17 protein-coding genes are annotated in these 16,424 nt (G+C 65.0%); 15 read left to right on the top strand and 2 right to left on the bottom strand.

Annotated features, from left to right (window positions below):
* The first annotated feature begins 6 nt into the window (after positions 1 to 6).
* The 4 genes from AC25MA_RS02230 to AC25MA_RS02215 all read left to right on the top strand — a co-directional run bounded on the left by AC25MA_RS02230 (position 7) and on the right by AC25MA_RS02215 (position 2,435).
* Positions 7 to 360 (top strand): DUF4398 domain-containing protein, encoded by a 354-nt coding sequence (locus tag AC25MA_RS02230; protein ID WP_028692908.1) that lies wholly within the window; start codon positions 7 to 9, stop codon positions 358 to 360.
* Positions 357 to 1,166 (top strand): OmpA family protein, encoded by an 810-nt coding sequence (locus AC25MA_RS02225; protein WP_028692909.1) that lies wholly within the window; start codon positions 357 to 359, stop codon positions 1,164 to 1,166. Before AC25MA_RS02230 ends, AC25MA_RS02225 begins: the two co-directional genes overlap by 4 nt.
* A gap of 177 nt (positions 1,167 to 1,343) precedes the next feature.
* Entirely contained in the window at positions 1,344 to 1,532 is a 189-nt protein-coding gene (locus tag AC25MA_RS02220) for a hypothetical protein (RefSeq protein WP_486971758.1), read from the top strand.
* A gap of 9 nt (positions 1,533 to 1,541) precedes the next feature.
* On the top strand, positions 1,542 to 2,435 hold the full coding sequence (locus AC25MA_RS02215) for a 1-aminocyclopropane-1-carboxylate deaminase/D-cysteine desulfhydrase (RefSeq protein WP_486971757.1): 894 nt from the start codon (positions 1,542 to 1,544) through the stop codon (positions 2,433 to 2,435).
* On the opposite strand, the gene AC25MA_RS02210 is transcribed toward AC25MA_RS02215, so the two are convergent.
* Positions 2,426 to 2,971 carry a cytochrome b gene (locus tag AC25MA_RS02210; protein ID WP_028692911.1) on the bottom strand — a complete coding sequence of 182 codons (546 nt, stop codon included), beginning with the start codon at positions 2,969 to 2,971 and terminating at the stop codon, positions 2,426 to 2,428. The genes AC25MA_RS02215 and AC25MA_RS02210 overlap by 10 nt on opposite strands.
* 122 nt (positions 2,972 to 3,093) lie before the next feature.
* Complete coding sequence (locus tag AC25MA_RS02205) at positions 3,094 to 4,083, bottom strand: DUF1853 family protein (RefSeq protein ID WP_213883474.1); 990 nt, start codon at positions 4,081 to 4,083, stop codon at positions 3,094 to 3,096.
* Positions 4,084 to 4,128: 45 nt separating this feature from the next.
* Here AC25MA_RS02205 and AC25MA_RS02200 point away from each other — a divergent pair, with 45 nt between their 5' ends.
* The 11 genes from AC25MA_RS02200 (at position 4,129) to AC25MA_RS02150 (ending at position 16,283) form a co-directional block, all read left to right on the top strand.
* Positions 4,129 to 5,019 (top strand): NAD(+) kinase, encoded by an 891-nt coding sequence (locus tag AC25MA_RS02200; protein ID WP_023632574.1) that lies wholly within the window; start codon positions 4,129 to 4,131, stop codon positions 5,017 to 5,019.
* On the top strand, positions 5,019 to 5,990 hold the full coding sequence (locus AC25MA_RS02195) for a metallophosphoesterase (protein ID WP_028692913.1): 972 nt from the start codon (positions 5,019 to 5,021) through the stop codon (positions 5,988 to 5,990). The genes AC25MA_RS02200 and AC25MA_RS02195 overlap by 1 nt, the downstream gene beginning before the upstream one ends.
* Positions 5,987 to 6,859, top strand: a complete 873-nt coding sequence (locus AC25MA_RS02190; RefSeq protein ID WP_486971756.1) for a rhomboid family intramembrane serine protease — start codon at positions 5,987 to 5,989, stop codon at positions 6,857 to 6,859. Before AC25MA_RS02195 ends, AC25MA_RS02190 begins: the two co-directional genes overlap by 4 nt.
* 13 nt (positions 6,860 to 6,872) lie before the next feature.
* Positions 6,873 to 7,133 carry a YeaC family protein gene (locus tag AC25MA_RS02185; RefSeq protein WP_011532970.1) on the top strand — a complete coding sequence of 87 codons (261 nt, stop codon included), beginning with the start codon at positions 6,873 to 6,875 and terminating at the stop codon, positions 7,131 to 7,133.
* The gene (locus AC25MA_RS02180; RefSeq protein ID WP_028692915.1) at positions 7,130 to 7,960 is read left to right on the top strand and encodes a DUF2797 domain-containing protein; all 831 of its coding nucleotides are present in this window, start codon (positions 7,130 to 7,132) and stop codon (positions 7,958 to 7,960) included. Before AC25MA_RS02185 ends, AC25MA_RS02180 begins: the two co-directional genes overlap by 4 nt.
* 13 nt (positions 7,961 to 7,973) lie before the next feature.
* Complete coding sequence (pepN, locus tag AC25MA_RS02175; protein ID WP_280063800.1) at positions 7,974 to 10,631, top strand: aminopeptidase N; 2,658 nt, start codon at positions 7,974 to 7,976, stop codon at positions 10,629 to 10,631.
* 292 nt (positions 10,632 to 10,923) lie between these two features.
* The gene (locus AC25MA_RS02170) at positions 10,924 to 11,940 is read left to right on the top strand and encodes a WD40/YVTN/BNR-like repeat-containing protein (RefSeq protein WP_182322770.1); all 1,017 of its coding nucleotides are present in this window, start codon (positions 10,924 to 10,926) and stop codon (positions 11,938 to 11,940) included.
* The gene (locus tag AC25MA_RS02165; RefSeq protein WP_028692918.1) at positions 11,937 to 14,330 is read left to right on the top strand and encodes an efflux RND transporter permease subunit; all 2,394 of its coding nucleotides are present in this window, start codon (positions 11,937 to 11,939) and stop codon (positions 14,328 to 14,330) included. Before AC25MA_RS02170 ends, AC25MA_RS02165 begins: the two co-directional genes overlap by 4 nt.
* Positions 14,331 to 14,437: 107 nt before the next feature.
* Positions 14,438 to 14,728: a DUF5629 family protein gene (locus tag AC25MA_RS02160; RefSeq protein WP_213884110.1), complete on the top strand. Its 291-nt coding sequence runs from the start codon at positions 14,438 to 14,440 to the stop codon at positions 14,726 to 14,728.
* Positions 14,694 to 15,824 (top strand): lactonase family protein, encoded by a 1,131-nt coding sequence (locus tag AC25MA_RS02155; RefSeq protein ID WP_028692920.1) that lies wholly within the window; start codon positions 14,694 to 14,696, stop codon positions 15,822 to 15,824. The genes AC25MA_RS02160 and AC25MA_RS02155 overlap by 35 nt, the downstream gene beginning before the upstream one ends.
* 282 nt (positions 15,825 to 16,106) lie before the next feature.
* A complete protein-coding gene (locus tag AC25MA_RS02150) occupies positions 16,107 to 16,283 on the top strand; it encodes a hypothetical protein (protein WP_167388412.1) in 177 nt (58 codons plus the stop codon).
* Positions 16,284 to 16,424: the final 141 nt, after the last annotated feature.

The following is a 16,424-nucleotide window of genomic DNA, read 5'->3' as shown; positions in this document are numbered from 1 at the left end:
GCGTGAGTGAGAATCCAACCCTTGATGCTCGCCCTGGCCGTGCTTGGCCTGGCCGGCTGTGCCAACGACCCGGCACCCAATGAACAGCTGCGCCTGTCGGAACAGGCGTTGGAGCAGGCCAAGGCGGTCGGCGCCAATGAGCAGGTACCGGAGTTCAAGTTGGCCGAAGACAAGCTGGCCCGGGCCAAGAGCAACATGCTCGGCGAAAGCCATCGCGATGCGCGCATGCGCGCCGAGCAGGCCGAGCTCGATGCGCGCCTGGCCGAGGCGCGGGTGCTGAACCAGAAGAGCGAGGAGCAGCTGCAGGTGATGCAGTCACGGATCAAGCGCCTGCGCAAGCAACTGGAGGCGCAGCCATGAAGCGCCTCAAGCCCATGGCGGCCTTGGCCTTGCTGGCCCTGGTCGGTTTGCAGGGTTGTGCCAGCCAGCGCAGCGAGTCGGCGTTGGACGACGCCAGTGCCGCGTTCCAGAAGGTCAAGGACGATTCCGATGTGCTGCGCAGCGCTCCTCGCGATGTGATCCGCGCCGGCGAGTCGTTGGCGCGCGCGGAGCGTCTGGCTGGCTATGTCGGCACCGGCAGCGATGTGCGTCATTACGCCTACCTGAGCCAGCGCTACAGCGAGATTGCCAGCGAGCACGCCAAGCTGGCGTTGAACCAGGAGCGTCTGGCCAAGCTTGATCTGGAGCGCCAGCGCCTGCAGTTGGCGCTGCGCGAGGCCAAGTTGGCCAGCGTCCAGCAGCAGGGCAAGTTCGTCGAGGCGCAGATTGTCGCGCTGGCGTCGGAGCAGACGGATCGTGGCCTGGTGATGACTCTGGGTGACGTGCTGTTCGATACCGGCCAGGCCGACCTGAAGAATTCTGCCAGCCGTACTGTACTGAAGCTGGTGCAGTTCCTTCAGCTCAATCCACGGCGGGTGGTGCGGATCGAGGGATACACCGATAGCACTGGCGCTGCGGAAGAGAACCTCAAGCTGTCCCGTGATCGCGCCCAGTCGGTCGCCGATATGCTGGTCGATCTGGGGGTAGATGAGAAGCGTATTCAGGTCGAGGGTTATGGCGACCAGTATCCGGTGGAGGCTAATGCCTCGGAGCGGGGCAGGGCGCAGAATCGTCGGGTCGAGATCGTCTTCTCCGATGACAAGGGCAAACTCGCGCCAGCGCGTTAAAGTCTGTTTTGATTTCGTGCAAGCCCGTTCCTACAAGAAGTTATACATGACTTGTAGAAGCGGGTTTGCACGTAATAGGGTCAAGCTCGTTTCTTTATTGCCAATCGGCTAACTACCACTTCGCACTTCTTGATCTTGCTGTTGCTTCTAAGTGCGCAATAGTTCAGGCGCCACCAATTGCGACTTCAGGAGGTACGGGCGGCGCCTGGGCTGACGCAGCTGTCGCTAGCGGGCTATGGCGCTAGACTCTTGATCGGCAACGGCAACGGCAACGGCAACGGCAACGGCAACGGCAACGGCAACGGCAACGGCAACGGCAACGGCAACGGCAACGAGCAGCACGTCTGCATCTGCGCGATCAGATAAACTGCCTTCATGTCTGATTTTTCACTCCCCCAAGCCCCTCTGCATCGCCTGGACCTGCCTTGGTTATGCCACGCGAGAATCAACGCCGCGGTCCTGCGCCTGGACCTGATCGACCCACTGATCAGCGGCAACAAATGGTTCAAGCTGCGTCATCACCTGCTCCAGGCCCGCACGGCCAATGCCCCGGGCCTGATCAGCCTGGGCGGCAACCATTCCAACCATCTCCATGCCCTGGCGGCCGCCGGCAAGCGCTTCGGCTTCGCCACCGCCGGCCTGCTGCGTGGCCACCCCCAGGAAACACCGACGGTACAGGACCTGCGAGCTCTGGGCATGGAACTGCACTGGCTCGGTTTCGGCGGCTACCGCGCCCGCCATGAACCCGGCTTCTGGCAGCCCTGGCAGGCCCGGTACCCAGGCTGGCACTGCATTCCCGAAGGCGGTGGCGGCCTGGCTGGTGCCCAGGGCTGCGGGTTGATCATCGAGCAGTGTCGGGCGCAACTGGCAACGCTCGGCTGGGCCGACTACGACGTCTGGTGGCTAGCAGCGGGAACCGGCACCACCCTGGCGGGGCTGGTGCTGGAAGAGGCGGGCAGGCATGCCGTTCATGGCGCTCTCGCCGTGCCGTTTGACCACGGCGTGCCAGAGACCGTCGTGTCATTGGCGGGCGTGCAGGGCTACAAGCTGCACGACGCCAGCCGTGGCGGCTTTGCCCGTATCGACGATGCACTGCTGGCGTTCATCGCCGACACCGAACGGCAAACCGGCATGCCGCTGGAAGCGCTCTACACCGGCAAGGCCCTGCTGGCCCTGCGCGACCAGGTCGAGGCCGGGCGTTTCGCCCCCGGCACCCGCCTGGTGTTCCTGCACACCGGAGGCCTGCAGGGACGACGCGGCTATTTGTAGGGCAGCATGCGCAGCAGCGTGTTGTCGCGCCGCACATAGTGGTGATAGAGCCCAGCCAGCGCGTGCAGGCCGATCAGCCAGTAGCCCCAGCTGCCGATACGCTCGTGCCAGCCCTTGATGAACTTGCTCAGGTCCGGATCCGGAGCGACGATGGCTGGCAGCTCCAGGCCATAGAACGGGATCGGCTTGTCAGCGGCGCTGAGGATCGCCCAGCCGGCCAGTGGCAGGCCGATCATCATCAGGTACAGCAGCAGGTGCACCAGGTGCGACAGGCCTGTCTGCCAGGCCGGCGGCCTGGGTACGATTGGCGGCGTGGGGCGCGACAGGCGCAGGGCCAGACGCAGCCAGACCAGCACGAACACCGTCAGCCCAAGCATGAAGTGCAGGTCTTTCATCAGGTCGCGTTCGGCGCTGCCCTTGGGAAACAGGCCGCGCAGCTCGATGCAGGCGTAGACAGCGGCCAGCAGCACCAGCATCAGCCAGTGCAGGGCGATCGACAGCCGCGCGTAATGGGCTGCGGGGGTGGATGAATCCATGGTGAGTCCTCGTCATCAGGTTGGAAAGGGCGCTCTTGCTGGCGCCTGGCTGTCATCGTAACGGTGCGGTGTAAAAAATGTGTTGATATGGGCAGGCAAGAATGTCTAGTGCTACACGGTCATCACCCCGTAAGGTGTGGCCAGCTGTCTGCCACCAGGAACAGCCGCTCGGCTTCGTGCCAGGCACCGTCTCCAACCTCTTCAAGCCTGACCAGCAACTGCGCCGGAGCCACTTCATCCAGTCCTAGCAACCAGCTGTCGAACTGCTCGGCCGCCCAGCAACGGTCTGCTTCAACCCGCGCCGGAGCCAGCCACCCCTGCCGGGATAACGGTTGCCAGCGTCCCAGGGGGCAGTGCTCGAGGTAATCCGCCCAATCCCGCCGATGCAGCCAGCGCCCGCGCAAATGCGTCGGATGAGCACCCAAAGGCGCCTCGGCATGTCCGGGCCAGGGATAGAACAGATAACCGCCGAGCCACAGGTGCGCCTGAACTTCGGCGATACCCAGGCCAGCCAGCGCTTCGCGGCTATGCGGCTGACCGGAGATCCTCAGTTGATGACCGGCCAGGTGCGCCAGCTTGGTGCCGAGGCGGTCATGGCAGCCGGGGCCGAGCCAGTGCGCGGGGACCTGGCCATCGTCGACGGGTGGGCCCAGGTAGAGCTTGATGGCCAGTTCCAGATGATGATCGCCGTCACGGTCGCGCAGCAACAGGTCGAGTTCACCCAGGGTGCGCCCGCCGTCGCGGATTGCCAGGTTGGCCGCCAGCAGCTCGATGCCTGGCGCCTGCTGCAGGGCGAACTGCCACAGGCTTTCGTAGTACAAGCCCAGCCGCCGGCTGTTCAGGCGTGTCAGCCAGCTCAGCAGCGGCGTGGGCGCCAGGTCGAGCGCAGCGAGCCAGTGGCCAAGACGCTGTGGATCATCGGCCCAGGCGCTGCCCTGCAGCGGGTGGCGCTGGGGGCAGCCGGCCTGGGCCAGCAGCGGTGGCGACAGCAACGCCCAGGCCAGGTCGCGCACGGCAGGGTGGCGCAGCTGGCGGGGCAGGGACTCGAGATCGGCGAAGGGCATCATCCAGCGAGCATAGCCGGTTTGCCGCTGGCCGGTCCTTTCGCCCATAATCCCGGCATTGTCACCCCCGCCGCAGAGCTTTGCAGGAGCACCATGGAGCAATTTCGCAATATCGGTATCATCGGACGCCTTGGCAGCTCACAGGTGCTCGATACCATTCGCCGACTGAAAAAATTCCTCCTCGAGCGCCACCTGCACGTGATCCTCGAGGACACCATCGCCGAAGTCCTGCCCGGCCACGGCCTGCAGACCTCCACGCGCAAGCTGCTGGGCGAGGTCTGCGACCTGGTTATCGTGGTCGGCGGCGACGGCAGCCTGCTTGGCGCTGCCCGCGCCCTGGCCCGGCACAACATCCCGGTGCTGGGCATCAACCGCGGCAACCTGGGTTTTCTCACCGACATCCGCCCCGACGAGCTGGAAGAGAAGGTCGCCGAGGTGCTCGACGGCCACTATCTGGTGGAGAACCGCTTCCTGCTGCAGGCCGAGGTGCGCCGTCACCACGAGGCCATCGGCCAAGGCGATGCGCTGAACGATGTGGTGCTGCACCCGGGCAAGTCGACGCGAATGATCGAGTTCGAGATCTACATCGACGGCCAGTTCGTCTGCAGCCAGAAGGCCGACGGCCTGATCGTCGCCACCCCGACCGGCTCAACCGCCTACGCGCTGTCGGCCGGCGGCCCGATCATGCACCCCAAGCTCGACGCCATCGTCATCGTGCCGATGTACCCGCACACCCTGTCGGGCCGGCCGATCGTGGTGGACGGCAACAGCGAACTGAAGATCGTCGTATCCAAGGACCTGCAGATTTACCCGCAGGTCTCCTGTGACGGGCAGAACCACTTCACCTGCGCCCCCGGCGACACCATCACGGTGAGCAAGAAGCCGCAGAAGCTGCGCCTGATCCATCCGCTGGACCACAACTACTACGAGGTCTGCCGCACCAAGCTCGGCTGGGGCAGCCGCCTGGGCGGCAGGGACGACTGATGCTCGATCCGGCGCGCAGTTTCGACATCATCGGTGACGTGCACGGCTGTGCGCTCACCCTCGAACGCTTGCTCGACGCGCTCGGCTACAAGCGTGTCGGCGGGGTCTGGCGACACCCTCGGCGCCAGGCGCTGTTCCTCGGCGACATCGTCGACCGTGGCCCGCGCATCCGCGAGGCGCTGCACATCGTCCACGACATGGTCGAGGCCGGCCAAGCCTTCTGCATCATGGGCAACCACGAGTACAACGCCCTGGGCTGGGTCACCCCGGCACTGCCCGGCAGTGGCAAGGCCTTCGTGCGCGAGCACACCCCGCGCCATGCCCGGCTGATCGACGAGACCCTCACCCAGTTCGCCCAGCACCCCGGCGACTGGCACGATTTCATCCAGTGGTTCTATGAACTGCCGCTGTTCGTCGACGCCGGGCGCTTCCGCCTGGTGCACGCCTGCTGGGACCCTCGGCTGATCGAGCCGCTGCGCCAGCAGTACCCCACGGGCCGCATCGACGAGCACTTCGTGCAGGCGTCTGCGGTGTCCGGCAGTTTCGCTGCCACGGTGTGCAACCGCCTGCTGCGCGGTACCGACATGCGGCTGCCGGACGGCCTGACGCTTACCGGCGGCGACGGCCTGACCCGCGCTTTCTTCCGCACCAAGTTCTGGGAGGAAGACCCGCAGACCTACGGCGACATCGTCTTCCAGCCCGACGCGCTACCCGACGAGGTGGCCCGCACGCCCCTCAGCCACAGCCAGAAGAACGCCCTGCTGCGCTACGACGAGGACGAGCCACTGCTATTCGTTGGCCACTACTGGCGCAGCGGACGTCCGGCGCCGATTCGCGCCAACCTGGCCTGCCTGGACTACAGCGCCGTGCTCTACGGCAAGCTGGCGGCCTACCGCCTGGATGATGAAACGCGCATCGACCCGCACAAGTTCGTCTGGGTTGACGTCGACCGTCCGCAGGCCAGCCAATGAACGTGATCGAAGTACTGCGCCTGCCGCTGGCGGTCGACCTGAGCGGTTTCGTCGCCTTGCTGCGCCGCCTGCAGGTGCCGCACCGGGTGGTGGAGGAGGGCGAGGAACAGGTGCTGTGGGCGCCGCCGGCCATGGCCGGGGATGTGCTCGAGTTGTACCGGCGTTTCCCGGACGGCAATGCCGATCTGCAGGCAATGGCCGAACCCGTGGAAGTCGCTCCGGCGCAGCCTTCGCTGAAGGAGCAGGTCCTGGCCTGCAAGGTCACCGCCGCGATACTGATCCTGAGCGTGGTGGTCGCCGCCGTGACCGGCCTGGGCGACAACCTCTCGACCATCGGCTGGTTCACCTTCCTGTCGTTCAAGGTGCAGGGCGACTACCTGTACTTCACCCCGTTGCTCCAGGGGCTGGCCGAAGGCCAGTTGTGGCGCCTGGTGTCGCCGATGCTGCTGCACTTCGGCGTGCTGCACCTGGCAATGAACGGCCTGTGGTATTGGGAGCTGGGCAAGCGCATCGAGCTGCGCCAGGGCCCGTGGATGCTGTTGGGCCTGACCTTGCTGTTCAGCCTGGTGTCCAACCTGGCCCAGCATTTCACCAGCGGCCCGAGCCTGTTCGGTGGCTTGTCCGGGGTGCTCTACGGCTTGCTCGGGCATGTCTGGCTGTACCAGTGGCTGGCGCCCAATCCGCAGTTCAACCTGCCCAAAGGCGTTCTGGTGATGATGCTGATCTGGCTGGTGATCTGCCTGAGCGGCGTGGTCGGGCAGCTCGGCTTCGGCCAGATCGCCAACGCCGCTCATGTCGGCGGGTTGCTCATCGGATGCCTTACAGGGCTCTTGGGTGGCGCGCTGGCCCGGCGTAAACTGTCCGCCTGACTGAGGAGACAGCATGTCCACTTTCGCGCAAATGATCGAAAACATCACCCCCGAGATCTACGAGAGCCTGAAGACGGCCGTGGAGATCGGCAAATGGTCCGACGGCCGCAAGCTGACCGCCGAACAGAAGGAACTGTCACTGCAGGCGGTGATCGCCTGGGAGATGAAGAACCTCCCCGAAGAGCAGCGTACCGGCTACATGGGCCCGCAGGAGTGCGCCTCGAAGTCGGCGCCGATCGCCAACATCCTGTTCAAGTCGGACTCGGTACATTGATCGAACTCGCTCGTGGCTCTTTGAGCAAGATGGCGGTACGCCTGGACGCACCGGTCGTTCAATACAGTTTCCGCCTGGATGACGCCGAGGTGCCGGTCAATCCGCTGATCGGCCAGTCGATCCGTCTGGAATACCTCGGGGCGATCCATTGCACCCATTGCGGCAAACGCACCAAGACCAGTTTCAGCCAGGGATACTGCTACCCGTGCATGACCAAGCTGGCCCAGTGCGATGTGTGCATCATGGCCCCGGAGAAATGCCACTACGACGCAGGCACCTGCCGCGAGCCTTCGTGGGGCGAGCAGTTCTGCATGACCGACCACGTGGTGTACCTGGCCAACTCGTCGGGCATCAAGGTCGGCATCACCCGCGCCACCCAGCTGCCCACCCGCTGGCTCGACCAGGGCGCCAGCCAGGCGCTGCCGATCATGCGCGTGGCCACCCGCCAGCAATCCGGGCTGGTCGAGGACGTGCTGCGCAGCCAGGTACCGGACCGCACCAACTGGCGCGCGCTGCTCAAGGGCGATGCCGAGGTACTCGACCTGCCGGCCATCCGCGAACAGATCTTCGACGCCTGCGCCGACGGCATTCGCGGCCTGCAGGAGCGCTTCGGGTTGCAGGCCATCCAGCCGCTGCCCGACGCCGAGGTGGTGCAGATGCGCTACCCGGTCGAGGCCTACCCGAAAAAGATCGTCAGCTTCAACCTCGACAAGGACCCGGTCGTGGAAGGCACGCTGTTGGGCATCAAGGGCCAGTACCTGATCTTCGACACCGGCGTGATCAATATTCGCAAGTACACGGCCTACCAGCTGGCCGTGCTCCAGTAAAAGGATCGTCACCATGCGTACCGAACAACCGCAAGTGATCTACCTCAAGGACTATCAGGCCCCCGAGTACCTGATCGACGAGACCCACCTGACCTTCGAACTGTTCGAGGACCACAGCCTGGTCCATGCACAGCTGGTCATGCGCCGCAACCCCGAGCGCGGCGCCGGCCTGCCGCCGCTGGTGCTCGATGGCCAGCACCTGGAACTGCTGAGCGTGCAGCTGGACGACCAGGCGCTGGACGCCAACGACTACCAGCTCGACGACGACAGCCTCACCGTGCAGCCGAAGGGCGAGCGCTTCACCCTGGACACCAGCGTGAAGATCCACCCGGAGAGCAACACCGCGCTGGAAGGCCTGTACAAGTCCGGCAAGATGTTCTGCACCCAGTGCGAGGCCGAGGGCTTTCGCAAGATCACCTACTACCTCGACCGCCCCGACGTGATGAGCACCTTCACCACCACGGTGATCGCCGAGCAGCATCGCTACCCGGTGCTGTTGTCCAACGGCAACCCGGTCGGCAGCGGCCCGGGCGAGGACGGCCGCCACTGGGCGACCTGGGAAGACCCGTTCAAGAAGCCGGCCTACCTGTTCGCGCTGGTGGCCGGTGACCTCTGGTGCAAGGAAGACACGTTCGTTCGCCAGTCAGGCCGCGACGTGACCCTGCGCATCTACGTCGAGCCGGAAAACCTCGACAAGTGCGACCACGCCATGGTCAGCCTGAAGAAGTCCATGCGCTGGGACGAGGAAGTCTACGGTCGTGAGTATGACCTGGACATCTTCATGATCGTCGCGGTCAACGACTTCAACATGGGCGCCATGGAAAACAAGGGCCTGAACATCTTCAACTCCAGCTGCGTGCTGGCCCGCGCCGAGACCGCCACCGATGCCGCCCACCAGCGGGTCGAGGGCGTGGTCGCCCACGAGTACTTCCACAACTGGTCGGGCAACCGCGTGACCTGCCGCGACTGGTTCCAGCTGTCGCTCAAGGAAGGCTTCACGGTGTACCGCGACGCCGAGTTCAGCGCCGACATGAACTCGCGCACGGTCAAGCGCATCGAGGATGTCGCCTACCTGCGCACCCACCAGTTCGCCGAGGATGCCGGCCCCATGGCCCACCCGGTGCGCCCGGCGAGCTTCATCGAGATCTCCAACTTCTACACCCTGACCGTGTACGAGAAGGGCGCCGAGGTCGTGGGCATGGTCCATACCCTGCTGGGCGCCGAGGGCTTCCGCAAGGGCAGCGACCTGTACTTCGAGCGTCACGACGGTCAGGCGGTGACCACCGACGACTTCATCAAGGCCATGGAAGACGCCAACGGCGTCGACCTGACCCAGTTCAAGCGCTGGTACAGCCAGGCCGGCACGCCGCGCCTGGAAGTCAGCGAGGCCTATGACGCCGCCGCGCAGACCTACAGCCTGACCTTCCGCCAGAGCTGCCCGCAGACCCCGGACAAGGTCGAGAAACTGCCGTTCGTGATCCCGGTGGCCCTGGGCCTGCTGGACGCCGAAGGCAACGACCTGCCGCTGCGCCTGGTGGGCGAGGCGCAGGCCGTCGGCAGCAGCCGCGTGCTGTCGGTGACCGAGGCCGAGCAGACCTTCACCTTCGAGGGGATCAAGGCCAAGCCGCTGCCGTCGCTGCTGCGCGGCTTCAGCGCGCCGGTCAAGCTGAGCTTCCCGTACGACCGTGACCAGCTGATGTTCCTCATGCAGCACGACAGCGACGGCTTCAACCGCTGGGAAGCGGGCCAGCAGCTGTCGGTACAGGTGCTGCAGGAGCTGATCGGCCAGCACCAGCGGGGCGAAGCGCTCACGCTCGACCAGCGCCTGATCACTGCATTGGGCACCGTGCTCGGCAATCAGGCGCTGGACCCGGCCATGGTCGCGGAGATGCTTTCGCTGCCGGGCGAGGCGTACCTCACCGAGATCAGCCAGGTGGCCGATGTCGATGCGATCCACGCCGCCCGCGAGTTCGCCCGCCAGCAGATCGCCGAGCAGCTGTTCGACGCCCTGTGGGCGCGCTACCAGGCCAACCGCGAGGTCTCGCGCAAGACCGCCTATGTGGCCTCGGCCGAGCATTTCGCCCGCCGCAGTCTGCAGAACATCGCCCTGTCGTACCTGATGCTGACCGCCAAGGCGCCGGTGCTCGAGGCGACCCTGGAACAGTTCGAGCACTGCGACAACATGACCGAGCGCCTCACCGCCCTGGCGGTGCTGGTCAATTCGCCGTTCGAGGCCGAGCGGGCCAAGGCGCTGGAAGCCTTCGCCGAGCACTTCAAGGACAACCCGCTGGTCATGGACCAGTGGTTCAGCGTACAGGCGGCCAGCACCCTGCCGGGTGGCCTGGCGCGGGTCCAGGCGTTGATGCAGCACCCGGCCTTCACCCTGAAGAACCCGAACAAGGTGCGCGCGCTGGTCGGTGCCTTCGCCGGTCAGAACCTGGTCAACTTCCACGCCGCCGATGGTTCGGGGTACCGCTTCCTGGCGGACCTGGTGATCGAGCTCAACGCGCTGAACCCGCAGATCGCCTCGCGTCAACTCGCCCCGCTGACCCGCTGGCGCAAGTACGACGACAAGCGCCAGGCGCTGATGAAGGGCGAGCTGGAGCGGATTCTCGCGTCCGGGGCGCTGTCCAGCGATGTGTATGAGGTGGTGAGCAAGAGCCTGGCGTAAGCCTGGTAGACATTGGGGCTGCTGCGCAGCCCATCGCGACGCAAGGCCGCTCCCACAGGGATGGCGCCAGGGCAGAACTGGCGCATATCCTGTGGGAGCGGCCTTGCGTCGCGATGGGCCGCAAGGCGGCCCCAATTGTTCTCGTGGTTAACAAAACATAACGTCCCGCTCGTTGTGTTTCGCCGAACAACCCCGATACGATGGCTCGAAGCTATTCCAGGGCTCTGGAACAGGGTTTTCGCAGTGCCTGGCAATAGATTGACCCACCACAAGAACACAACAGGGGGCAGTCATGAGAGAGCGGCCAAGGGCACGCTACAGCCTGGCGGCCAGCGCTATGCTGGCGCTGACGCTGGGGATCGGTTCCGGGCATGTCCTGGCGGCGGTGGCCGCCGAGGAATACTCGGTGGAGTCGGCCAAGGCCAGCCAGAGCCTGCTGATCGGCGCCACCCACGCCGGGCAGCGCCTGGTGGTGGTCGGTGATCGCGGCCACATCCTGTTCTCCGACGACCAGGGCAAGACCTGGACCCAGGCCCGGGTCCCCACCCGGCAACTGCTCACAGCCGTGTTCTTCCTCGACGACAAGCGCGGCTGGGCCGTCGGCCATGACGCGCAGATCCTCGCCAGCAGCGACGGCGGCGCGACCTGGAGCAAGCAGTTCGAAGACCTGTCCCGCGAAGCCCCCTTGCTCGATGTGCGTTTCCTCGACCCGCAGCACGGCTTCGCCGTGGGCGCCTACGGTGCCTTGCTGGAAACCCTCGATGGCGGCCAGCACTGGCAGGATGTCGCCGAGCGTCTGGACAACCCCGACCAGTTGCACCTCAACGCCATCACTCTGGTGAAGGACGCCGGCCTGTTCATCGTCGGCGAGCAGGGCGGCATGTTTCGCTCCAGCGACGCCGGCCAGAGCTGGACCAAGGTCCAAGGCCCCTACGAGGGCTCGCTGTTCGGCGTGATCGGCACCGCCCAGCCCAACACCCTGCTGGCCTTCGGTCTGCGCGGCAACCTGTTCCGCTCCACCGACTTCGGCGACAGCTGGCAGCCGATCGAGCTCAAGGCCGAACGCGGCCCGCTCGAATTCGGCCTGGCAAGCGCTACGCTTCTCGAAGACGGCAGCCTGGTGCTGGTCGGCAACGGCGGCAGCGTGCTGCGCAGCCATGATGACGGGCAGACTTTCAGCGTGCGCAACCGCGCCGATCGCATCGCCCTGTCGGGCGTCAGCGGCCTGGGCGGTGGCGGTCTGCTGCTGGTCGGGCAAGGGGGCGTGCACCTGGCCTCGGCCGACGGTACCCAGGAGGCGCGTCCATGACCAGCCGGGAGAGTTTCGACATGCAGCACAAGGACAAGGCCACCCTGCTGGAACGCCTGATCTTCAACAACCGTCCCATTGTCATCGCCATCTGCGTGCTGGTGAGCATCTTCCTGTTCTGGCAGGCCACGCAGATTCGCCCGTCCACCAGCTTCGAGAAGATGATTCCGCTGCAACATCCGTTCATCGAACAGATGCTCGAGCACCGCAACGACCTGGCCAACCTCGGCAACACCGTGCGTGTGTCGGTGGAGTCGACCAAGGGTGACATCTTCGACAAGGACTATATGGAGACCCTGCGTCAGATCCATGACGAGGTGTTCTACATCCCCGGCGTCGACCGCGCCGGCCTCAAGTCGCTGTGGAGCCCCAGCGTGCGCTGGAGCGAGGTCACCGAAGAGGGCTTTTCCGGCGGCGAGGTGATTCCCAACACCTACAACGGCTCCCAGGACAGCCTCGACACGCTGCGCGACAACGTGCTCAAGTCCGGCCAGGTCGGGCGCCTGGTGGCCAACAACTTCAAGTCCAGCATCATCGACATCCCGCTGCTGGAAAGCTACCCCGACCCGCAGGACCCGGGGCGCCAGGTCAAGCTCGACTACCAGCAGTTCTCGCACCAGCTGGAAGAGAAGATCCGCGACAAGTTCCAGGCGCAGAACCCCAACGTTAAGATCCATATCGTCGGCTTCGCCAAGAAGGTCGGCGACCTGATCGACGGCCTGGTGATGGTGGCGATGTTCTTCGGCGTGGCGCTGGTGATTACCTGGGCGCTGTTGTACTGGTTCACCTGGTGCATCCGCAGCACCATCGCCGTGCTCATCACCACCCTGGTGGCGGTGGTCTGGCAGTTGGGGTTGATGCATGCGGTGGGCTTTGGCCTGGACCCGTACTCGATGCTGGTGCCGTTCCTGATTTTCGCCATCGGCATCTCGCACGGGGTGCAGAAGATCAACGGCATCGCCCTGCAGTCCAGCGACGCCGACAACGCCCTGACCGCGGCGCGGCGCACCTTCCGCCAGTTGTTCCTGCCGGGGATGATCGCCATCCTCGCCGACGCCGTGGGCTTCATCACCTTGCTGATCATCGACATCGGGGTGATCCGCGAGCTGGCCATCGGCGCCTCGATCGGCGTGGCGGTGATCGTCTTCACCAACCTGATCCTGCTGCCGGTGGCGATCAGCTACGTCGGCATCAGCCAGAAGGCCATCGCCCGCAGCAAGAAGGACGCCACCCGCGAGCACCCGTTCTGGCGCCTGTTGTCCAACTTCGCCAGTGCCAAGGTAGCGCCGGTGTCGGTGGTACTGGCGCTGCTGGCCTTCGTCGGCGGCCTCTGGTACAGCCAGAACCTGAAGATCGGCGACCTCGACCAGGGCGCGCCGGAGCTGCGCCCGGACTCGCGCTACAACCAGGACAACAGCTTCATCATCAGCAACTACTCGACCAGTTCCGACGTGCTGGTGATCATGGTCAAGACCCCGGCCGAGAGCTGCTCGATCCACTCGACCATGGCGCCGATCGACGAGTTGATGTGGACCATGGACAACACCCCGGGGGTGCAGTCGACCATCTCCCTGGTGACCGTGTCGAAACAGGTCATCAAGGGCATGAACGAGGGCAGCCTGAAATGGGAGACCCTGTCGCGTAACCCGGACATCCTCAACAACTCCATCGCCCGCGCCGACGGCCTGTACAACGCCGACTGCTCGCTGGCGCCGGTGCTGGTGTTCCTCAACGACCACAAGGCCGAGACCCTGGAGCGGGTCACCGCCGCGGCCAAGGCCTTTGCCGACAGCCACAACAAGGAAGGCCTGCAGTTCCTCCTGGCGGCGGGTAACGCCGGCATCGAGGCGGCCACCAACGAGGTGATCAAGTCGGCCGAGCTGACCATCCTCATCCTGGTCTATATCTGCGTGGCGGTGATGTGCATGATCACCTTCCGCTCGTTCGCCGCGACGCTGTGCATCGTCCTGCCGCTGGTGCTGACCTCGGTGCTGGGCAACGCTTTGATGGCGTTCATGGGCATCGGCGTGAAGGTTGCCACGTTGCCAGTGGTGGCGCTGGGCGTGGGCATCGGCGTGGACTACGGCATCTACATCTACAGCCGCCTGGAGAGCTTCCTGCGTGCCGGCCTGCCGTTGCAGGAGGCCTACTACGAGACCCTGCGTTCCACCGGCAAGGCGGTGCTGTTCACCGGCCTGTGCCTGGCCATCGGCGTGTGCACCTGGATCTTCTCGGCCATCAAGTTCCAGGCCGACATGGGCCTGATGCTGACCTTCATGCTGCTGTGGAACATGTTCGGCGCCCTGTGGCTGCTGCCGGCGCTGGCGCGGTTCCTGATCAAGCCGGAGAAACTGGCGGGCAAGGAGGGTGGCTCGATCTTCGCTCACTGACCTGGGCCTGATCGCGGGGCAAGCCCGCTCCCACTACCTACATGGCGTGGGAGCGGGCTTGCCCCGCGATGCGTATAATGGCGGCCATTTTCTCAATCGGTGCCTCCATGACCACCCTCGCCACCGCCCTCGCATCCTGCGACATGCTCCTGATCGATGGCCTGCACGCCTTCGACTTCACCTTCGACGCATCCGGCCTCACCATCGAATGCATGGACGGCCGCCAGCTGCGTCGCTGGTCCTTCACCCCCGACCAGGTCGCCGCCGCCACCGGCGCGGGCGACGACTGGAGCCTGGCCAGTGACGAAGGCGAGCATCGTCTAGTCTGTATGAGTGCTTTTCGTGCCCCGGATGAAGAAGACGATGAACAGGAAATGGACCCACCTGCTGAGCGCTAGCCTCATGGCGTTTTCAGTCAACGCCCAGGCCGCCACGTTGCTGGTGGGCAGCTACACCGACAATGGCAGCGAAGGGATCTACCGCTACGACTTCGACGCCCGCACCGGTCAGATCGACGCCACGCCCCGGCAGGTGGTCAAGAGCGTCAGCCCTTCGTGGCTGGTGCTGTCCGCCGACCGGCGCCAGTTGTTCGCGGTCAATGAAACACCCAAGGGCCAGGTCAGCGGTTTCTCGCTGGGCAAGCAGGGCGAGATCAAGCTGCTGAACCAGGTGCCCAGCGAGGGTGACGAGCCGACCCACGCCAGCCTCAGCCACGACCAGCGCTACCTGTTCGTCGCCAACTACGCCGTAGCCCCCGACCCCGGTGGCAGCCTGGTGGTGATCCCGGTGGCTCGCGACGGCAAGCTCAAGCCGGTGGTGCAGCAGGCCCGGCATGCGCCGAGCCAGGTCAATCCCGAGCGCCAGGCCGGTGCCCATGTGCATTCGCTGGTGCTGTCGCCCGATGGCCGCCACCTGTACGCCAGCGATCTGGGCGCCGACAAGGTGTTCATCTACCGCTATGACGGCGCCAGCCCCGAGCATCCGCTGAGCCCGGCGATCCCGCCCTCGGTGACACTGCCACCAGGTAGCGGCCCACGTCACCTGCTGTTCGACGCAAAGGGCCGGCATGCCTACCTGACCCTGGAGATGAGCGCCGAGGTGGTGGTGTTCGATGTGCAGGACGGCGCGCTGACCGAGCGCCAGCGCCTGCCGCTGACCGAAAGCAAGGACTTCGCGGCGAAGGCCGCGGGCGGCCTGCACCTGTCGGCCGATGGGCGTTTCCTCTATGTCAGCAATCGTGGCACGGCCAACGAGATCGTGGTGTATGCCGTGGGCAAGGACGATGGCCGGCTCACCCTCCTGCAGCGCCGTTCGGTGGAAGGCGACCATCCCCGGGAGTTTGCCCTCGACCCGGATGGCAACTACCTGCTGGTGGCGAACCAGAAGAGCAACCAGATCGTGGTCATGCGCCGCGACCCGCGCAGCGGCAAGTTGGGGGATACGGTGCAGAAACTGCCCCAGCAGGCGCCTTCGGACCTCAAGTTTCTGGAGTGATCATCCTCCGCCGGGTTGTCTCGCCCCCTGTGGGAGCGGCCTTGCGTCGCGAATGGGCTGCGTAACAGCCCCAGAGTTTCAGCGTTGACGCAAGAATCGCCGGGGCCGCTGTGCGGCCCTTTCGCGACGCAAGGCCGCTCCCACAGGGGGGCTTCCAATTATCGATAGGCGTGATAATCGCTACTGCTGCAATGAATTTCAGTGGTCGAGTCCATCGGCGTAAGTTTTGACCCAAGGCCCCCGACGGGCCAACGTCAACCACCGAAGTCGAGGTCAGCCCACATGAACTTCAATCTCTTCCCGGTCATCGCCGCTTCCGCCATCTCCGCCTCCGTCGTACTGCCGGCCCACGCCCAGCTGGAGCAAAGCGCCAAGGCGTCCAACACCCACAGCTACACCCAGAAATACCTGCAGCAGAGCGCGCATTTCCACGCCGCCCTGAGCAAGCATGCCAATTGAGTGTGTAAAGCCATTGGTAATAGCACAACGCCATGTGATTTAATTTGACGCTAAATTTTTGACTCGCCAAAGGGGCAGAGCATGATGTGGCGTATCACGGCGGTAGTGCTGTTGTTGATGTCCGCGCCGATCCTGGCGCTT

The sequence above is a fragment of the Pseudomonas sp. P65(2024) genome, from assembly GCF_057480955.1.
Note: the sequence above shows the minus strand (reverse complement) of the source record. Positions and strands in the feature narration are given on the sequence as shown.